The organism is Streptomyces sp. DF42 (assembly GCF_058267695.1).
The window spans coordinates 7,791,347-7,805,618 of record NZ_CM177859.1; the positions used below are offsets into that span (position 1 = coordinate 7,791,347).

Sequence of the window (14,272 nt, forward strand, 5' to 3'; positions counted from 1 at the left end):
GCGCGCGGTATCGGGTGGCGTTTACTGACCCGCGTCCCCCGGCGCCCGACCACCGCCACGGGGGCGCTTTGCGCGATCGCGGAGTGACAGCGCACAAGGACGTGCCTGGGGGAGAGCTGTGTTGCGGAGCTTGGGGCAGAGGCCAGTGACCGGCAGCGACGAGGACCCGAGGGTGGCGGAACTGCGGACCGCGGTGTCCCGGTTGCGCCGCGAACTCGCCGCGTACCCGGCCGAGTTCCCCGACCGTGGCATCGCCGAGGACGAACTCGCCGCGCTCGCCGCGATGACGATATACGGCGCCCCCGAAATCCCGCGTCTGCGCCGGTCGTTGCTGCTGGTCGCCGGTGCGATCGGCTCCGTGAGCGCCTTGGCCCGGGGGCTGTCGGACGTACGCGACGCGGTGGACCTGTTCGCGCAGCCGCCGCGCCGCTGAAGGGTGACCGGACCGGACGTGCTCCGACCTCGACGGCCAGTCGGTGGCGGCCGCTGTGCATGTCCTCGCACGGGGCGCAGGCGGCGTCGAATCGCTCCCACCTTCCGGTGCGCACCGCGCCCCGGAAGGAGTAGGCGGTCCGGGCGGTCCGGCTAGGTCGCCGGTCCCGAGCTCGCCAGTGCCTCCGACAGCTCCGACGCCACCTGCTGCAGCACGGGCACGATCTTGTCCGTCGCTGCCTCTGTGACCCGGCCCGCGGGTCCGGAGATCGAAATGGCGGCGGCGGTGGGGGAGTCGGGCACCGAGACCGCCAGGCAGCGGACGCCGATCTCCTGCTCGTTGTCGTCGATCGCGTAGCCGGCCCGGCGTACGTCCGCGAGGGCTGCCAGGAAGCCCTCCGGAGTGGTGATCGTCTTCTCCGTCGCGGCGGGCATGCCGGTGCGGGAGAGCAGGGCGCGCACCTCGTCGTCCGGGGTGTTGGCGAGCAGCGCCTTGCCGACGCCCGTGGAGTGCGGCAGGACGCGGCGGCCGACCTCGGTGAACATGCGCATCGAGTGCTTGGACGGCACCTGGGCGACGTACACGATCTCGTCGCCGTCGAGCAGCGCCATGTTGGCCGTCTCCCCGGTCTCCTCGACCAGGCGGGCCAGATAGGGGCGCGCCCAGGTGCCCAGCAGTCGGGCGGCGGACTCGCCGAGGCGGATCAGCCGCGGGCCGAGCGCATACCGGCGGTTGGCCTGCTGGCGGACGTATCCGCAGGCCACGAGGGTGCGCATCAGGCGGTGGATGGTGGGCAGCGGCAGGCCGCTGCTCGCGGAGAGTTCGCTCAGCCCGACCTCGCCACTCGCATCGGCCATCCGCTCGAGCAGATCGAAGGCGCGCTCGAGGGACTGGACCCCGCCGCCGTTGGATTTGGCGGAGTCGGTGGTGCTGGCGCTGGACGTCGGCACGGCGCGTTCCTTTCGGGGCTGGCGGGAAGGGCTGAAGCCTACCCGGCAGTCGGTTGACTCCCTGCTTGTGCGTCACTACATTCTGCTTGATGGAATTCTAATTCCGTCTTGTGGAAACGTCCAGGGTGGGCGCAGGCGGTGCACTGTGGAGAAGTGTGCCCTTGACGGCATGGAAGCGGGAGTGAAGACTCCTTCAACAGAAAGTTGAATTCCGTTACGCGGAAGTAAACGCGACGGCAGTGCTCCGCGGCGGCTGAGAGGGGTCCGGGTGTCCGACGTAGAACTGGTGCTGCGCTCCACGCGCGTCATCACGCCCGAGGGGACGCGTCCCGCCGCGGTCGCGGTCGCGGCCGGCAGGATCACGGCCGTACTTCCGTACGACGCCGCGATGCCCGCCGGTGCCCGCCTGGAGGACTTCGGCGACGACGTCCTGCTGCCCGGCCTGGTCGACACGCACGTGCACGTCAACGACCCCGGCCGCACCGAGTGGGAGGGCTTCTGGACCGCCACGCGCGCCGCCGCCGCCGGCGGTATCACCACCCTCGTCGACATGCCCCTCAACTCCCTCCCGCCCACGACGACGGTCGACAACCTCCGCACCAAGCAGGAGGTCGCCGCCGGGAAGGCGCACATCGACGTCGGCTTCTGGGGCGGCGCGCTGCCCGACAACGTCAAGGACCTCCGCCCGCTGCACGAGTCCGGTGTCTTCGGCTTCAAGGCGTTCCTGTCGCCGTCGGGCGTGGACGAGTTCCCGCACCTGGACCAGGACCGGCTCGCCCAGTCCCTGGCCGAGATCGCCTCCTTCGGCGGCCTGCTGATCGTGCACGCCGAGGACCCGCACCACCTGGACGCGGCCCCGCAGCACGGCGGCCCGAAGTACGCCGACTTCCTGGCCTCCCGTCCGCGTGACGCCGAGGACTCGGCGATCGCCCAGCTGATCGCCCGGGCGAAGCGACTCGACGCCCGCGTGCACGTCCTGCACCTGTCCTCCTCCGACGCGCTCCCGCTGATCGCGGGAGCCAAGGCGGAGGGTGTCCGCGTCACCGTCGAGACCTGCCCGCACTACCTCACTCTCACCGCCGAGGAAGTCCCGGACGGCGCAAGCGAGTTCAAGTGCTGCCCGCCCATCCGGGAGGCAGCGAACCAGGACCTGCTGTGGCGGGCGCTGGCGGACGGCACCATCGACTGCGTGGTCACCGACCACTCGCCCTCCACGGCGGACCTCAAGACGGACGACTTCGCCACCGCCTGGGGCGGTATCTCGGGCCTCCAGCTGAGCCTTGCCGCGGTGTGGACCGAGGCCCGCAGGCGCGGCCACGGCCTGGAGGACGTGGTCCGCTGGATGTCCTCGCGCACGGCGGAACTCGTCGGCCTGGACACTCGCAAGGGTGCCATCGAGGCGGGCCGTGACGCCGACTTCGCGGTCCTCGCGCCCGACGAGACGTTCACCGTGGACCCGGCGGCCCTCCAGCACAGAAACCGCGTCACGGCCTACGCAGGCAAGACCCTGTACGGCGTGGTGAAGTCGACCTGGCTGCGCGGCGAACGCATCGTGGCGGGCGGAGAGTTCACCGAACCCAGGGGCCGGCTCCTCACCCGCACCCCCTGACTCCCTCCCGTACCGCAGCGGTCAACTCCCGAAAGGCACATACCTCGTGACGGCGCAGCAGCAATCAGGACTGACTCGTTTCACCGGAGACGCGAACCCCTTCGGAGGCGGTGACCCGTACGCGGACTACCGCACCGCCGACTTCCCCTTCACCCAGTACGCCAACCTCGCCGACCGACAGCTCGGCGCCGGTGTCATCGCCGCCAACGACGAGTTCTTCGCCCAGCGCGAGAACCTGCTGGTGCCCGAGCCGGCCCACTTCGACCCCGAGCACTTCGGGCACAAGGGCAAGATCATGGACGGCTGGGAGACGCGGCGCCGCCGTGGCGCCTCGGCCGACCACCCGTGGCCGACGGCCGAGGACCACGACTGGGCGCTGGTCCGCCTCGGTGCCCCCGGCGTGGTCCGCGGGATCGTGGTCGACACGGCCCACTTCCGCGGCAACTACCCGCAGGCCGTGTCGGTCGAGGGCACGTCGGTGCCGGGTTCCCCGTCGCCGGAGGATCTCCTCGGGGACGACGTGAAGTGGACGACCCTGGTCCCGCGCACCCCGGTCGGCGGCCATGCGGCCAACGGCTTCGCCGTATCGGTCGAGCAGCGCTTCACCCACCTGCGCGTCTGCCAGCACCCCGACGGCGGCATCGCGCGCCTGCGCGTGCACGGCGAGGTCGTCCCGGACCCCGACTGGCTGGAGACGCTGGGTACGTTCGACGTCGTGGCCCTGGAGAACGGCGGCCAGGTCGAGGACGCCTCCAACCTCTTCTACTCCCCGGCCACGAACACCATCCAGCCGGGCCGCTCGCGCAAGATGGACGACGGCTGGGAGACCCGCCGCCGCCGCGACCAGGGCAACGACTGGATCCGCTACCGCCTCACCGCCCAGTCGCTGATCCGCGCCATCGAGATCGACACGGCGTACCTGAAGGGCAACAGCGCGGGCTGGGCGTCCGTGTCGCTGCGGGACGGCGAGAGCGGCGAGTGGACGGAGATCCTCCCCCGTACCCGCCTCCAGCCCGACACCAACCACCGCTTCGTCCTCCCGGCCCCGGCCGTCGGCACCCACGCGCACGTGGACATCTACCCCGACGGCGGCATCTCCCGACTGCGGCTGTTCGGTTCCTTGACGACGCAGGGCGCGACGGGGCTGGCGGCCCGGCACCAGGAGCTGGGCGGCTGACATCTCAGCCCGTCCGGCGTTCGAGGACGAGGCCGTTCAGGCCGAAGAGGGGGTCAGAGGGCGGCAGCCCCCAGGGACGGGACGGACGGGTAGAGGAGGCGGGAGCGGCGGGGGCGGGAACCCCCGCCGGCGTCACGCCGCGAACCCACCGTCCACGGCGAACTCCGCCCCGTGACGTACTCGGCCCCCGCCAGATGCACCACCATCGCCGCAACCTCCTCCGCCGTCCCGAACCGCCCCAGCGCGGTCATCGCAGCCTGATCCGCCGCATACGGCCCACCCGCCGGGTTCATGTCCGTGTCGATCGGCCCGGGATGCACGATGTTCGCCGTGATCCCCCGCCCGCCCAACTCCCGCGCGAGCGCCTTCGTCAGCCCGATCAGCGCCGCCTTGCTCGTCGCGTACAGCGTCCCGCCCGGCCCCGGCACCCGCTGCGTCATACACGTGCCGATGGTCACGATCCGCCCGCCGGGCGGCATCCGCGTCGCCGCCGCCTGCGAGGTCAGGAACACACCGCGCACGTTCACCGCCAGCACCCGGTCGACGTCGGCGAGCGAGAGGCCCTCCACCGGCCCCAGCACTCCCACCCCCGCGTTGTTCACCAGCACGTCGAGCCCGCCCAGCGCCTGCGCCGTACGCTCCACCGCGCCCCCGGCCTCCTCCGCGTCCGCGGAGTCCGCGCGCAGGGCCACCGCCCGCCGTCCCAGCGCCTCGATCCGTCGTACGACCTCCTCGGCCGCCTCCTTGCCGTTCACGTAGGTGAGGGCCACGTCCGCGCCCTCCCGGGCGAGCCGCAGCGCGGTGGCCGCGCCGATACCACGGCTGCCACCGGTGACCAGGGCCGTCCTGCCGTGCAGGGTTGTGCGATGCGTTGTCATGGGTCCATCCCAGCGCCGAACCCGGCGCGCCGCTGGCGGCGAACGGACGCCGAGGTCCAGCTGGTGCCCGGACAACGTTCGCCCCGTCGCGACGCCCGGCACGCGCCCCGCTGCCTCACGTGCGTGGGAGGTGTCCCACTCGCCGCACCGAGCACGGACCCAAGTACCTCCATCCCATACGAGGGCCCGCACCCGGCACTCCCTCAGCCTCCGGCCGGGGGCCCCCAGAGCACGCACCGGACGCCGCTCCTTGACGGGCAAGCGTTGCCTGCCGGGGCACCAGTGACCGGATCGCGTGGCCGGAACTCTTTTCTCCGCCTCCTGCGTTCTCCCCACGTGACACTTCAGCAAGAGATCGTCGGCAACGCCATGCAGATGGCGGTCGTCAGCCTGCGCCCCGGGCAGACCGTGTACTGCGAGGCGGGCAAGTTCCTGTTCAAGACGACGAACGTGACCATGGACACCCGCCTGTCCGGTCCGTCGGGCGGCGGTGGCCAGGCCCAGGGCGGAGGCGGCGGCATGGGCGGCATGCTGCGCCAGGCCATGGGCACCGCCATGCAGGCCGGCCAGCGCATGCTCGCCGGCGAGTCGATGGCGTTCCAGTACTTCAGCGCCCAGGGCGGCGAGGGCACGGTCGGTTTCGCGGGCGTTCTCCCCGGCGAGATGCGCGCTCTCGAACTCGACGGCACGCGCGCGTGGTTCGCCGAGAAGGACGCCTTCGTGGCCGCCGAGTCCACCGTCGACTTCGGCATCGCCTTCCAGGGCGGCCGCACCGGCATGAGCGGCGGCGAGGGCTTCGTCCTGGAGAAGTTCACCGGGCACGGCACGGTGATCATCGCGGGCGCGGGCAACTTCATCGATCTCAACCCGGCCGACTTCGGCGGCCGCATCGAGGTCGACACGGGCTGCGTCGTCGCCTTCGAGGAGGGCATCCAGTACGGCGTCCAGCGCGTCGGCGGCCTCAACCGCCAGGGGCTCATGAACGCCGTCTTCGGCGGCGAGGGCCTCTCCCTGGCCACGCTGGAGGGCAACGGCCGGGTGATTCTGCAGTCCCTCACCATCGAGAGCCTCGCGAACGCCCTGAAGAAGGCCCAGGGCGGCGACAAGCAAGGACCGACGGGCGGCCTCTTCTCCACCAACGCCGGGTGAGGCACCGCATGACCGACCGATGAGTTGCGGGTGCCGGTGGGGTCTGAGGTGATGACAACAGACCCCACTCCAGGAAGCAGGCACCCGCCATGGGCAAGCTCGTCTCCACCATCTTCGTCACCCTCGACGGCGTATACCAGGCACCCGGCGGACCCGAGGAGGACACCCGCGACGGCTTCGAGCACGGCGGCTGGAGTTTCCCGTTCGGCGACGACGACTTCGGCCGGTTCGTCACCGAGGTCTTCGACCGTCCCGGCGCGTTCCTCCTCGGCCGCCGTACGTACGACATCTTCGCCTCGTTCTGGCCGAAGGCGACCGACCCCGCCGACCGGATCGCCTCCCAGCTGAACACGCTGCCGAAGTACGTCCCCTCGTCCACCCTCTCCGACCCGCAGTGGGCCGGCACCACCGTGATCAGCGGCGATCTGGGCAAGGAGGTCACCGCCCTCAAGGAGCGCACCGACGGCGAGCTCCAGGTGCACGGCAGCGGCGCCCTCGTCCAGTCCCTGCTGGCGCTCGACCTGGTCGACACCCTCCACCTGCTCACGTTCCCGGTGGTGCTCGGCTCCGGCCTTCGCCTCTTCGCCGAGGGCGCCGTACCGACCAAGTTCCGTCACGCCGGCGGACGCGTCACCGCCGCGGGTGTCTCCATCCAGTCGTACGACTGGGCGGGGCGCCCGGACTACGGCTCGTACGCGGAACCGGAGAACGCCTGACCGCGCCCGTTGTGGGGGCCGTGTGTGGTCACGCGCCCCCACGTTAACTCGCGGAAAACTCATCCGACGTGACGGGAAAATCTCCGTTGTTGTCATTGACATGCCACTGTCTACGCGCGTCATCATGAAGTCATGAACTTCCCCCCACGTACCACTCGCATCAGTGCCGCAGCCGCACTCCTGTCCGCCCTCCTCGTGGGCGGCACCGTCTCCGCCACCACGGCGGACGCCGCCGCCGCGTCCGTCGGCAGCATCTGCTACGGCGCCCTGCCCTCCCAGGCGCACGACACCCTCGACCTGATCGCGCAGGGCGGGCCCTACCCGTACTCGCAGGACGGTGTCGTCTTCACGAACCGTGAAGGCGTCCTGCCCAGCCAGTCCTCCGGGTACTACCACGAGTACACGGTCAAGACGCCCGGCTCGCCCACGCGCGGAGCCCGCCGCATCGTCACCGGCGAGGAGACCCAGGAGGACTACTACACCTCCGACCACTACGCCACGTTCGACCTGGTCGACTTCGGCTGCTGATCGACGTCAACCGTTGATCGACGTCAACCGTTGATCGACGTCGACTGCTGATCGATGTCGACTGCTGAGCGACTTCCCCCGCTCGGCACGAGGAACGGTGCGACCAGCCGGAGGTCCGGTCCGACCTCATCCGGACTTCCGGCTCTCCGCGGCGGCGAACAGCGCGAACGCCAGCACCACCAGGGCGACGCTTGCGTAGACCCCGTAGCCGTCGAGGATGCCGAGCCGTTGCACGAGGCCCACATGCCAGTGGGTGAACTCGTGCAGCAGGCCCAGCACGCCCTGCAGCAGGGCGATGAATCCGATGACCTCCAGCAACTGCTTCATGGCACGAGCCTCGCCCCGCGGACCCCCCACACACATCGGCCGCGGGGCGAGCCCTGCCCGACCGAAGTTCCCCGCGCCGCGGGCCGGGTGCGCCAAAAGTCTCCGGTGGTGCGACTTTGGTCGGGGATCCTCCCGGCGACGGGGTGCCGGCGGTCCGCACTGCGTAGATTTGTCAACCGTGAGTGACGACAGGCCGGCCTCGGCCGCAGTGGGGATCATCGGGCGCAGATGGCTGTTCCCGTCGGCCGTGCTCCACGAACTCGACCCCTACGCCGGTCGGTCCGGTCGGTCCGGGCGTCCCCGGCGCACCGCGCGTGACTGGGTGGTCGACTTCACCTGCTTCCTGTTCGCCGTCGCCCTCGGTCTGACGGTCGCGGACACCCTCAGCCACGACGGCAACACGCCGCACGCCCTCGCCGTCATCGACCAGTTGCTAGGTGCGCTGTCCTGCGCGGCGGTGTGGCTGCGCCGTCGCTGGCCGCTCGGGCTGGCCGTCGCGATGCTCCTCGTGGGCCTGGTGTCGAACACGGCGGGCGGCGCCGGCATCCTCGCCCTCTTCACCCTCGCCGTGCACCGGCCCTTCCGCTACGTCGCCTGCGTCGGCGGTGCGTCCCTCGCTCTGGTCCCGCTGATGTTCTGGGTGCGCCCGGACCCCGATCTGCCGTACGCCGGAGCCGTCGCGTTCACGGAGCTGCTGACCCTCACGGTCATCGGCTGGGGCATGTTCGTACGGTCCAAGCGCCAGCTCATGCTGAGCCTGCGCGACCGCGCCCGCCGTGCCGAGACGGAGGCGCAGCTGCGTGCCGAGCAGGCGCAGCGGCTGGCCCGTGAGGCCATCGCCCGGGAGATGCACGACGTGCTCGCACACCGGCTGACGCTGCTGAGCGTGCACGCGGGCGCCCTGGAGTTCCGGCCCGACGCGCCGCAGGAGGAGATCGCGCGGGCGGCCGGCGTCATCCGGGAGAGCGCGCACGAGGCCCTCCAGGACCTGCGGGAGATCATCGGCGTCCTGCGCGCGGGTGAGCCCGACGACGCGGGCCGCCCCCAGCCCACGCTCGCCGCACTGGACGCACTGGTCGCCGAGTGCCGGGAGGCCGGCATGAAGGTCACCCTCGCCAGCCGCGTCACCGACCCCGCGGCCGTCCCCGCCTCCGTCGGCCGCACCGCCTACCGCATCGCCCAGGAAGCCCTGACCAACGCCCGCAAACACGCCCCCGGCACGGAGGTCACGGTCAGCGTCACAGGTGCCCCGGGCGACGACCTCGTCGTCGAGGTCCGCAATCCCGCCCCGGAGGGCGAGGTCCCCTCCGTGCCAGGCTCCGGGCAGGGCCTGATCGGCCTGACGGAACGGGCCACGCTGGCCGGCGGCCGGCTGGTGCACGGGGCGGAGCACGACGGAGGGTTCCGGGTCCGGGCCCGGCTGCCCTGGGGATGACGGGACCCGGGCGCGAGGGACGCGCTCACCATGATTACGTATGGCCCATGACTGCGATCAGACTGCTCCTCGTCGACGACGACCCCCTGGTACGGGCCGGCCTGTCCCTGATGATGGGCGGCGCCGACGACATCGAGATCGTCGGCGAGGCCGCCGACGGCTCCGAGGTCGAGGCGCTCGTCGATCGCACCCGCCCGGACGTGGTCCTCATGGACATCCGGATGCCGTCGGTGGACGGCCTCACGGCCACCGAACGGCTGCGCGGCCGCAAGGACGCCCCGCAGGTCGTCGTCCTCACCACCTTCCACGCCGACGAACAGGTGCTGCGCGCCCTGCGCGCGGGTGCCGCCGGATTCGTCCTCAAGGACACCCCGCCCGCCGAGATCGTCGACGCGGTGCGCCGGGTCGCGGTCGGCGACCCCGTGCTGTCGCCCACCGTCACACGGCAGTTGATGGAGCACGCCGTCGGCAGCGGCGCCGACACCCGGCGCACGCACGCGCGCGTGCGCATCGGCGCCCTCAACGACCGCGAACGGGAGGTCGCCGTGGCGGTCGGCCGCGGTCTGTCCAACGCGGAGATCGCCGCAGTGCTGTTCATGAGCGTCGCCACCGTCAAGACCCATGTGTCCCGGATCCTGGCCAAGCTCGACCTCAACAACCGTGTCCAGATCGCCTTGTTGGCGTACGACGCGGGACTGCTGGAGGAACCGGACGGCGACGGACACTAGCGGCGCCCGCCGTGCGTTGTCGGTGCACGGGGAGAAGATCCTTACGGGGGGCGTAGCAGGACGGGGCACGACGGGGCACGACGGGGCGAGCAGGGCGGAAGCGATCGACCTGAGGGAGTTCGGCGACAGGTTCCGCTGTCCGCACGGACCCGCATCCCGTGTACCCGCGACTGCGTGAGCGCGGCCCGGTGCACCGGGTGCCACTGCCCGTGCCCGACCAGCACCACGGGACCTGGCACGTCGTCGGCTGCGAGGAGACGCGCACGGCGCTCGCCGACCAGCGGCAGACCAAGGACGCCGGCAGGCGCGGCCCGGCACCGACGCGTCGTCACAAGCTGAGATGCATCCAGTGTCCGTCGTCCAGGACCACGGACACCGCCGCGCCCCCGACACGCCTGCTCACCTGAACGCCGACTCCACCCGGCCCGGGATCTCGGCGAGGGCCACCATTCTGCGGTCCCGTCTGGAGAGTTCGCAGGCCTCGGCGATCCGCAGTGCCTGCAAGGCCTCGCGCCCGTCGCAGGGGTTGGCCCGCTGCCCGAGCACGACCTCGACGAACGCGGCCAGTTCGGCCTCGTAGGCGGGCCCGAAGCGCTCCAGGAAACCCGACCACGGCTTGTCGGCGGCCGGCGGTCCGGTCGGCTCCGTCGACGCGATCGGCGTACGGTCGTCCAGGCCGACGACGATCTGGTCGAGCTCCCCGGCCAGCTCCATGCGCACGTCGTAGCCGGCGCCGTTCAACCGCGTCGCCGTGGCCGTGGCGAGGGTGCCGTCGTCGAGCGTGAGCACCGCGGCGCCCGTGTCCACGTCGCCGGCCTCCCGGAACATCGGCGGCCCGGCGTCGGATCCGGCCGCGTACACGTCGACGATCTCGTGCCCCGTCACCCAGCGCAGGATGTCGAAGTCGTGGATCAGTGTGTCCCGGTACAGCCCGCCGGACAGCCGGAGCCACCCGGGCGGGGGAGGGGCCTGGTCGGACGAGAGCGCCCGTACGGTGTGCAGCCGACCGAGCCGGCCCGAGAGCACCGCGTCCCGCGCGCCGGTGTAGCCCGTGTCGAAGCGGCGCTGGAACCCCATCTGCAGAATCGTCCCTGCCGCCTCGACCTCGCCGATGGCGTGCAGCGTGCCGGGCAGGTCGAGGGCGATGGGCTTCTCGCAGAACACCGGGAGGCCCGAGCGCGCTGCCCGACCGATCAGTTCGGCGTGGGCCGATGTGGCCGTGGTGATCACCACGGCGTCCACGCCCCACTTGAAGATCTCGTCCACCCCCGGAGCCGCCGTCTCCCCGAGACGGTGGGCGAGGCCCTGGGCCCGCGCCGGATCCACGTCGGTGAGGATCAGGGACCCCACCTCGCGATTGCGGCTGAGCGTGTTCGCATGAATGGTGCCGATCCGCCCCGTACCGATGACCCCGATGCGCATGGAATCAAAGTGAGGGTTCAGTGTGCACGCTGTCAATGCATATGTCCGGACAATCGAACTACACGACTTCCCGTCAACAACTCGTGGAGCTACGCTCGGCCCGTGCCGAAACCAGAAGTGGACCCGACCGTGTCGCTCGAGCTCAGCGTGGACCGGAGCTCTCCCGTGCCGCTGTACTTCCAGCTGTCCCAGCAGCTGGAGGCGGCGATCGAGCACGGAGCGCTCACACCCGGCAGCCTGCTGGGCAACGAGATCGAGCTGGCCGCGCGGCTCGGCCTGTCCCGCCCCACCGTCCGCCAGGCCATCCAGTCCCTCGTCGACAAGGGCCTCCTGGTGCGCCGCCGGGGCGTCGGCACGCAGGTCGTGCACAGCCAGGTCAAGCGTCCGCTGGAACTCAGCAGCCTCTACGACGACCTGGAGGCGGCCGGCCAGCGCCCCGCGACCAGGGTGCTCGTCAACACGGTCGTCCCGGCGACCGCCGAGGTCGCGGCCGCTCTCAACCTGGCCGAGGGCAGCGACGTGCACCGGGTGGAGCGGCTGCGGCTCGCGCACGGTGAGCCGATGGCCCACCTGTGCAACTTCATTCCGCCCGGCCTGCTCGACCTGGACACCGGGCAGCTGGAGGCCACCGGCCTGTACCGCATGATGCGCGCTGTCGGGATCACGCTGCACAGCGCCCGGCAGACCATCGGCGCCCGTGCGGCGACCGCCGCCGAGGCCGAGCGACTGGCCGAATCCGAGGGCGCCCCGCTGCTCACCATGCAGCGCGTCACCTTCGACGACACCGGCCGCGCGGTCGAGTACGGCACCCACACCTACCGGCCGTCGCGCTACTCCTTCGAGTTCCAGCTGCTCGTACGGTCGTGAGAGCACGGCCATGAGGGAACAGCCATGAGGCCACGCTCGGAGAGCGGGCTTCACGAGGCTCGGTTGGTCGCAATGTCAGGACATTGAGATCGGCAGGTACCGGACGCACCCCGAGGGGCGCGCGGCCGCATCGACAAGCGCCTCCGCCGCGCGGGCGCGACCAGCCCGGGACACCCCGCATCCGGCACGCTTCGCGCACCCCCTTTGCTCCCCGGCTCGGCACACAGCGTGAGCGTGCGGCAGAATCGGGCCTTGATGAGCACCTACGGCAACTTCAGCGCCCCCATAGGCTCCAGGCGCGCCCCCGCGCTCCGTACCGTCGGCACCCGGGAGCGGCGCTCGCACCTGACCGCGCCGCGCGTGCCGACGGTCGGCATCGACATCGGCGGCACCAAGGTGATGGCGGGCGTCGTCGACGCCGACGGCAACATCCTGGAGAAGCTGCGCGCGGAGACCCCGGACAAGTCCAAGAGTCCCAAGGTCGTCGAGGACACCATCGTCGAACTGGTCCTGGACCTCTCCGACCGGCACGACGTGCACGCGGTCGGCATCGGCGCGGCCGGCTGGGTCGACGCCGACCGCAACCGCATCCTGTTCGCGCCCCACCTGTCCTGGCGCAACGAGCCGCTCCGCGACCGCCTCGCCGGCCGGCTCGCCGTGCCCGTCCTGGTCGACAACGACGCCAACTCCGCTGCCTGGGCCGAGTGGCGCTTCGGTGCCGGCCGTGGCGAGGACCACCTGGTCATGATCACGCTGGGAACCGGCATCGGCGGCGCGATCCTGGAGGACGGCCAGGTCAAGCGGGGCAAGTACGGCGTCGCGGGCGAGTTCGGTCATATGCAGGTCGTGCCCGGCGGCCACCGCTGCCCGTGCGGCAACCGCGGCTGCTGGGAGCAGTACAGCTCCGGGAACGCGCTGGTGCGGGAGGCCAAGGAGCTGGCCGCCGCCGACTCCCCGGTGGCGTACGGGATCATCGAGCACGTCAAGGGGAACATCGCCGACATCACCGGCCCGATGATCACCGAGCTGGCCCGCGAGGGCGACGCGATGTGCATCGAGCTGCTGCAGGACATCGGCCAGTGGCTCGGCGTCGGCATCGCCAACCTCGCGGCCGCCCTGGACCCGTCCTGCTTCGTCATCGGAGGCGGTGTCTCGGCCGCCGACGACCTGCTGATCGGCCCCGCACGCGACGCCTTCAAGCGCCAGCTCACCGGCCGCGGCTACCGCCCCGAGGCCCGTATCGCCCGCGCCCAGCTCGGCCCCGAGGCCGGTATGGTCGGCGCCGCCGACCTCGCCCGCCTGGTCGCCCGCCGCTTCCGCCGCGCCAAGCGCCGCCGGGTCGAGCGGTACGAGCGCTACGAGCGGTACGCGGAAACCCGTCGTTCCACCCAGGACACTGCATGACTCCTCCCTCGCTGCCGCGCCAGGCCTCCTCCCCGGGCCAGCCGCCCCGGCCGCCGGAGGACCGCCGTCACAAGATCCGCCGCAGGGCCCTCACCCTGATCATCATCGTGCTGCTCATCGGGGTCCCGGCCGGCTATCTGGTGATCTCCGCCAACCAGAGCCGGGACAGCGGCAAGGACAAGGAGGCCAAGTACGCGGCGACCGGTCTGACCAAGGGCTGGCCGTCGAAGGTGCAGCGCCGCCTCTACCAGGTGCCGATGCCGCACCCGTCGGGCAAGGTCGCCAGCTACGAGACGAACAACTGGAAGACCAGCCGTCTCTACGTCCAGTTCCAGACCCCCCTGTGGAACCTCGACGTCTTCCTCCACGACATGGGCGTCACCCGCGCCGATCTGAAGCGGGACGACATCACCATCAGCGCGCGCGACCAGAAGATCACCGGCTGGGACTTCACCAGCCCGGGCCCCTGGTACGGCCTGGTCCACAAGCAGAAGGCACCCAAGCCCACTCAGTACGTCATGATGAGCCTGGGTAACAGGAACAACCCGTTCTTCTACGTCGTCTCCCGTACGGTTCCGTGACGCGGCGGGCTTCGGCGTCCGCCGGAGCCGATTGTCAGACCCCGCCCGTAGAGTCGAAGACGTCTGAT

At 71.2% G+C, this 14,272-nt stretch carries 15 protein-coding genes and 1 pseudogene; 12 read left to right on the top strand and 4 right to left on the bottom strand.

Annotated elements, in window-relative coordinates:
* Positions 1–145 precede the first annotated feature (145 nt).
* The gene (locus ACYUED_RS35695; protein WP_491288719.1) at positions 146–433 is read left to right on the top strand and encodes a DUF5955 family protein; all 288 of its coding nucleotides are present in this window, start codon (positions 146–148) and stop codon (positions 431–433) included.
* A 152-nt stretch (positions 434–585) separates the two neighbouring features.
* On the opposite strand, the gene ACYUED_RS35700 is transcribed toward ACYUED_RS35695, so the two are convergent.
* Positions 586–1,383, bottom strand: coding sequence for an IclR family transcriptional regulator (locus ACYUED_RS35700; protein WP_491288720.1), 798 nt, complete (start codon positions 1,381–1,383; stop codon positions 586–588).
* A 268-nt stretch (positions 1,384–1,651) separates the two neighbouring features.
* Between ACYUED_RS35700 and allB the strand changes: the two genes are divergently transcribed.
* Together allB and alc are read left to right on the top strand one after the other, a co-directional pair.
* A complete protein-coding gene (allB, locus tag ACYUED_RS35705) occupies positions 1,652–2,992 on the top strand; it encodes an allantoinase AllB (RefSeq protein WP_491288721.1) in 1,341 nt (446 codons plus the stop codon).
* 46 nt (positions 2,993–3,038) lie between these two features.
* Entirely contained in the window at positions 3,039–4,169 is a 1,131-nt protein-coding gene (gene alc, locus ACYUED_RS35710; protein WP_491288722.1) for an allantoicase, read from the top strand.
* 132 nt (positions 4,170–4,301) lie between these two features.
* Here the strand turns inward: alc and ACYUED_RS35715 are convergent.
* Positions 4,302–5,047 (bottom strand): annotated as a pseudogene (locus ACYUED_RS35715) (3-oxoacyl-ACP reductase family protein).
* Positions 5,048–5,383: 336 nt separating this feature from the next.
* Here ACYUED_RS35715 and ACYUED_RS35720 point away from each other — a divergent pair.
* From ACYUED_RS35720 to ACYUED_RS35730, 3 genes are all read left to right on the top strand, one after another.
* Entirely contained in the window at positions 5,384–6,196 is an 813-nt protein-coding gene (locus ACYUED_RS35720) for an AIM24 family protein (protein WP_491288723.1), read from the top strand.
* An 89-nt stretch (positions 6,197–6,285) separates the two neighbouring features.
* Positions 6,286–6,912 (top strand): dihydrofolate reductase family protein, encoded by a 627-nt coding sequence (locus ACYUED_RS35725; protein WP_491288724.1) that lies wholly within the window; start codon positions 6,286–6,288, stop codon positions 6,910–6,912.
* 132 nt (positions 6,913–7,044) lie between these two features.
* A complete protein-coding gene (locus ACYUED_RS35730) occupies positions 7,045–7,440 on the top strand; it encodes a ribonuclease domain-containing protein (protein ID WP_266524956.1) in 396 nt (131 codons plus the stop codon).
* 126 nt (positions 7,441–7,566) lie between these two features.
* Here ACYUED_RS35730 and ACYUED_RS35735 read toward each other — a convergent pair whose 3' ends face one another.
* Positions 7,567–7,767, bottom strand: a complete 201-nt coding sequence (locus ACYUED_RS35735; protein WP_491288725.1) for a hypothetical protein — start codon at positions 7,765–7,767, stop codon at positions 7,567–7,569.
* Positions 7,768–7,945: 178 nt separating this feature from the next.
* On the opposite strand from ACYUED_RS35735, the gene ACYUED_RS35740 reads away from it, so the two are divergent.
* From ACYUED_RS35740 to ACYUED_RS35750, 3 genes are all read left to right on the top strand, one after another.
* On the top strand, positions 7,946–9,202 hold the full coding sequence (locus ACYUED_RS35740; RefSeq protein ID WP_491288726.1) for a sensor histidine kinase: 1,257 nt from the start codon (positions 7,946–7,948) through the stop codon (positions 9,200–9,202).
* A 47-nt stretch (positions 9,203–9,249) separates the two neighbouring features.
* The gene (locus tag ACYUED_RS35745) at positions 9,250–9,930 is read left to right on the top strand and encodes a response regulator transcription factor (RefSeq protein ID WP_491288727.1); all 681 of its coding nucleotides are present in this window, start codon (positions 9,250–9,252) and stop codon (positions 9,928–9,930) included.
* Positions 9,931–10,088: 158 nt separating this feature from the next.
* Positions 10,089–10,337, top strand: coding sequence for a hypothetical protein (locus tag ACYUED_RS35750; RefSeq protein WP_491288728.1), 249 nt, complete (start codon positions 10,089–10,091; stop codon positions 10,335–10,337).
* Here the strand turns inward: ACYUED_RS35750 and ACYUED_RS35755 are convergent.
* Positions 10,330–11,352 carry a Gfo/Idh/MocA family protein gene (locus ACYUED_RS35755; protein ID WP_491288729.1) on the bottom strand — a complete coding sequence of 341 codons (1,023 nt, stop codon included), beginning with the start codon at positions 11,350–11,352 and terminating at the stop codon, positions 10,330–10,332. The two genes, ACYUED_RS35750 and ACYUED_RS35755, sit on opposite strands and share 8 nt — an antisense overlap.
* A gap of 129 nt (positions 11,353–11,481) precedes the next feature.
* On the opposite strand from ACYUED_RS35755, the gene ACYUED_RS35760 reads away from it, so the two are divergent.
* The 3 genes from ACYUED_RS35760 (at position 11,482) to ACYUED_RS35770 (ending at position 14,204) form a co-directional block, all read left to right on the top strand.
* Positions 11,482–12,219, top strand: coding sequence for a GntR family transcriptional regulator (locus tag ACYUED_RS35760; protein WP_491294584.1), 738 nt, complete (start codon positions 11,482–11,484; stop codon positions 12,217–12,219).
* Between the two features lie 255 nt (positions 12,220–12,474).
* Positions 12,475–13,623 carry an ROK family glucokinase gene (locus ACYUED_RS35765; RefSeq protein ID WP_491294585.1) on the top strand — a complete coding sequence of 383 codons (1,149 nt, stop codon included), beginning with the start codon at positions 12,475–12,477 and terminating at the stop codon, positions 13,621–13,623.
* A complete protein-coding gene (locus ACYUED_RS35770; protein ID WP_491288730.1) occupies positions 13,620–14,204 on the top strand; it encodes a sugar kinase in 585 nt (194 codons plus the stop codon). The genes ACYUED_RS35765 and ACYUED_RS35770 overlap by 4 nt, the downstream gene beginning before the upstream one ends.
* The last annotated feature ends 68 nt before the right edge of the window (positions 14,205–14,272 follow it).

What these genes read in the sequence shown, in the direction of transcription:
- ACYUED_RS35735 (WP_491288725.1), bottom strand. Translation starts at nt 7,767, where the DNA reads ATGAAGCAGTTGCTGGAGGTCATCGGATTCATCGCCCTGCTGCAGGGC.
- ACYUED_RS35730 (WP_266524956.1), top strand. Translation starts at nt 7,045, where the DNA reads ATGAACTTCCCCCCACGTACCACTCGCATCAGTGCCGCAGCCGCACTC.
- ACYUED_RS35770 (WP_491288730.1), top strand. Translation starts at nt 13,620, where the DNA reads ATGACTCCTCCCTCGCTGCCGCGCCAGGCCTCCTCCCCGGGCCAGCCG.
- ACYUED_RS35745 (WP_491288727.1), top strand. Translation starts at nt 9,250, where the DNA reads ATGACTGCGATCAGACTGCTCCTCGTCGACGACGACCCCCTGGTACGG.
- ACYUED_RS35765 (WP_491294585.1), top strand. Translation starts at nt 12,475, where the DNA reads ATGAGCACCTACGGCAACTTCAGCGCCCCCATAGGCTCCAGGCGCGCC.
- ACYUED_RS35725 (WP_491288724.1), top strand. Translation starts at nt 6,286, where the DNA reads ATGGGCAAGCTCGTCTCCACCATCTTCGTCACCCTCGACGGCGTATAC.
- ACYUED_RS35755 (WP_491288729.1), bottom strand. Translation starts at nt 11,352, where the DNA reads ATGCGCATCGGGGTCATCGGTACGGGGCGGATCGGCACCATTCATGCG.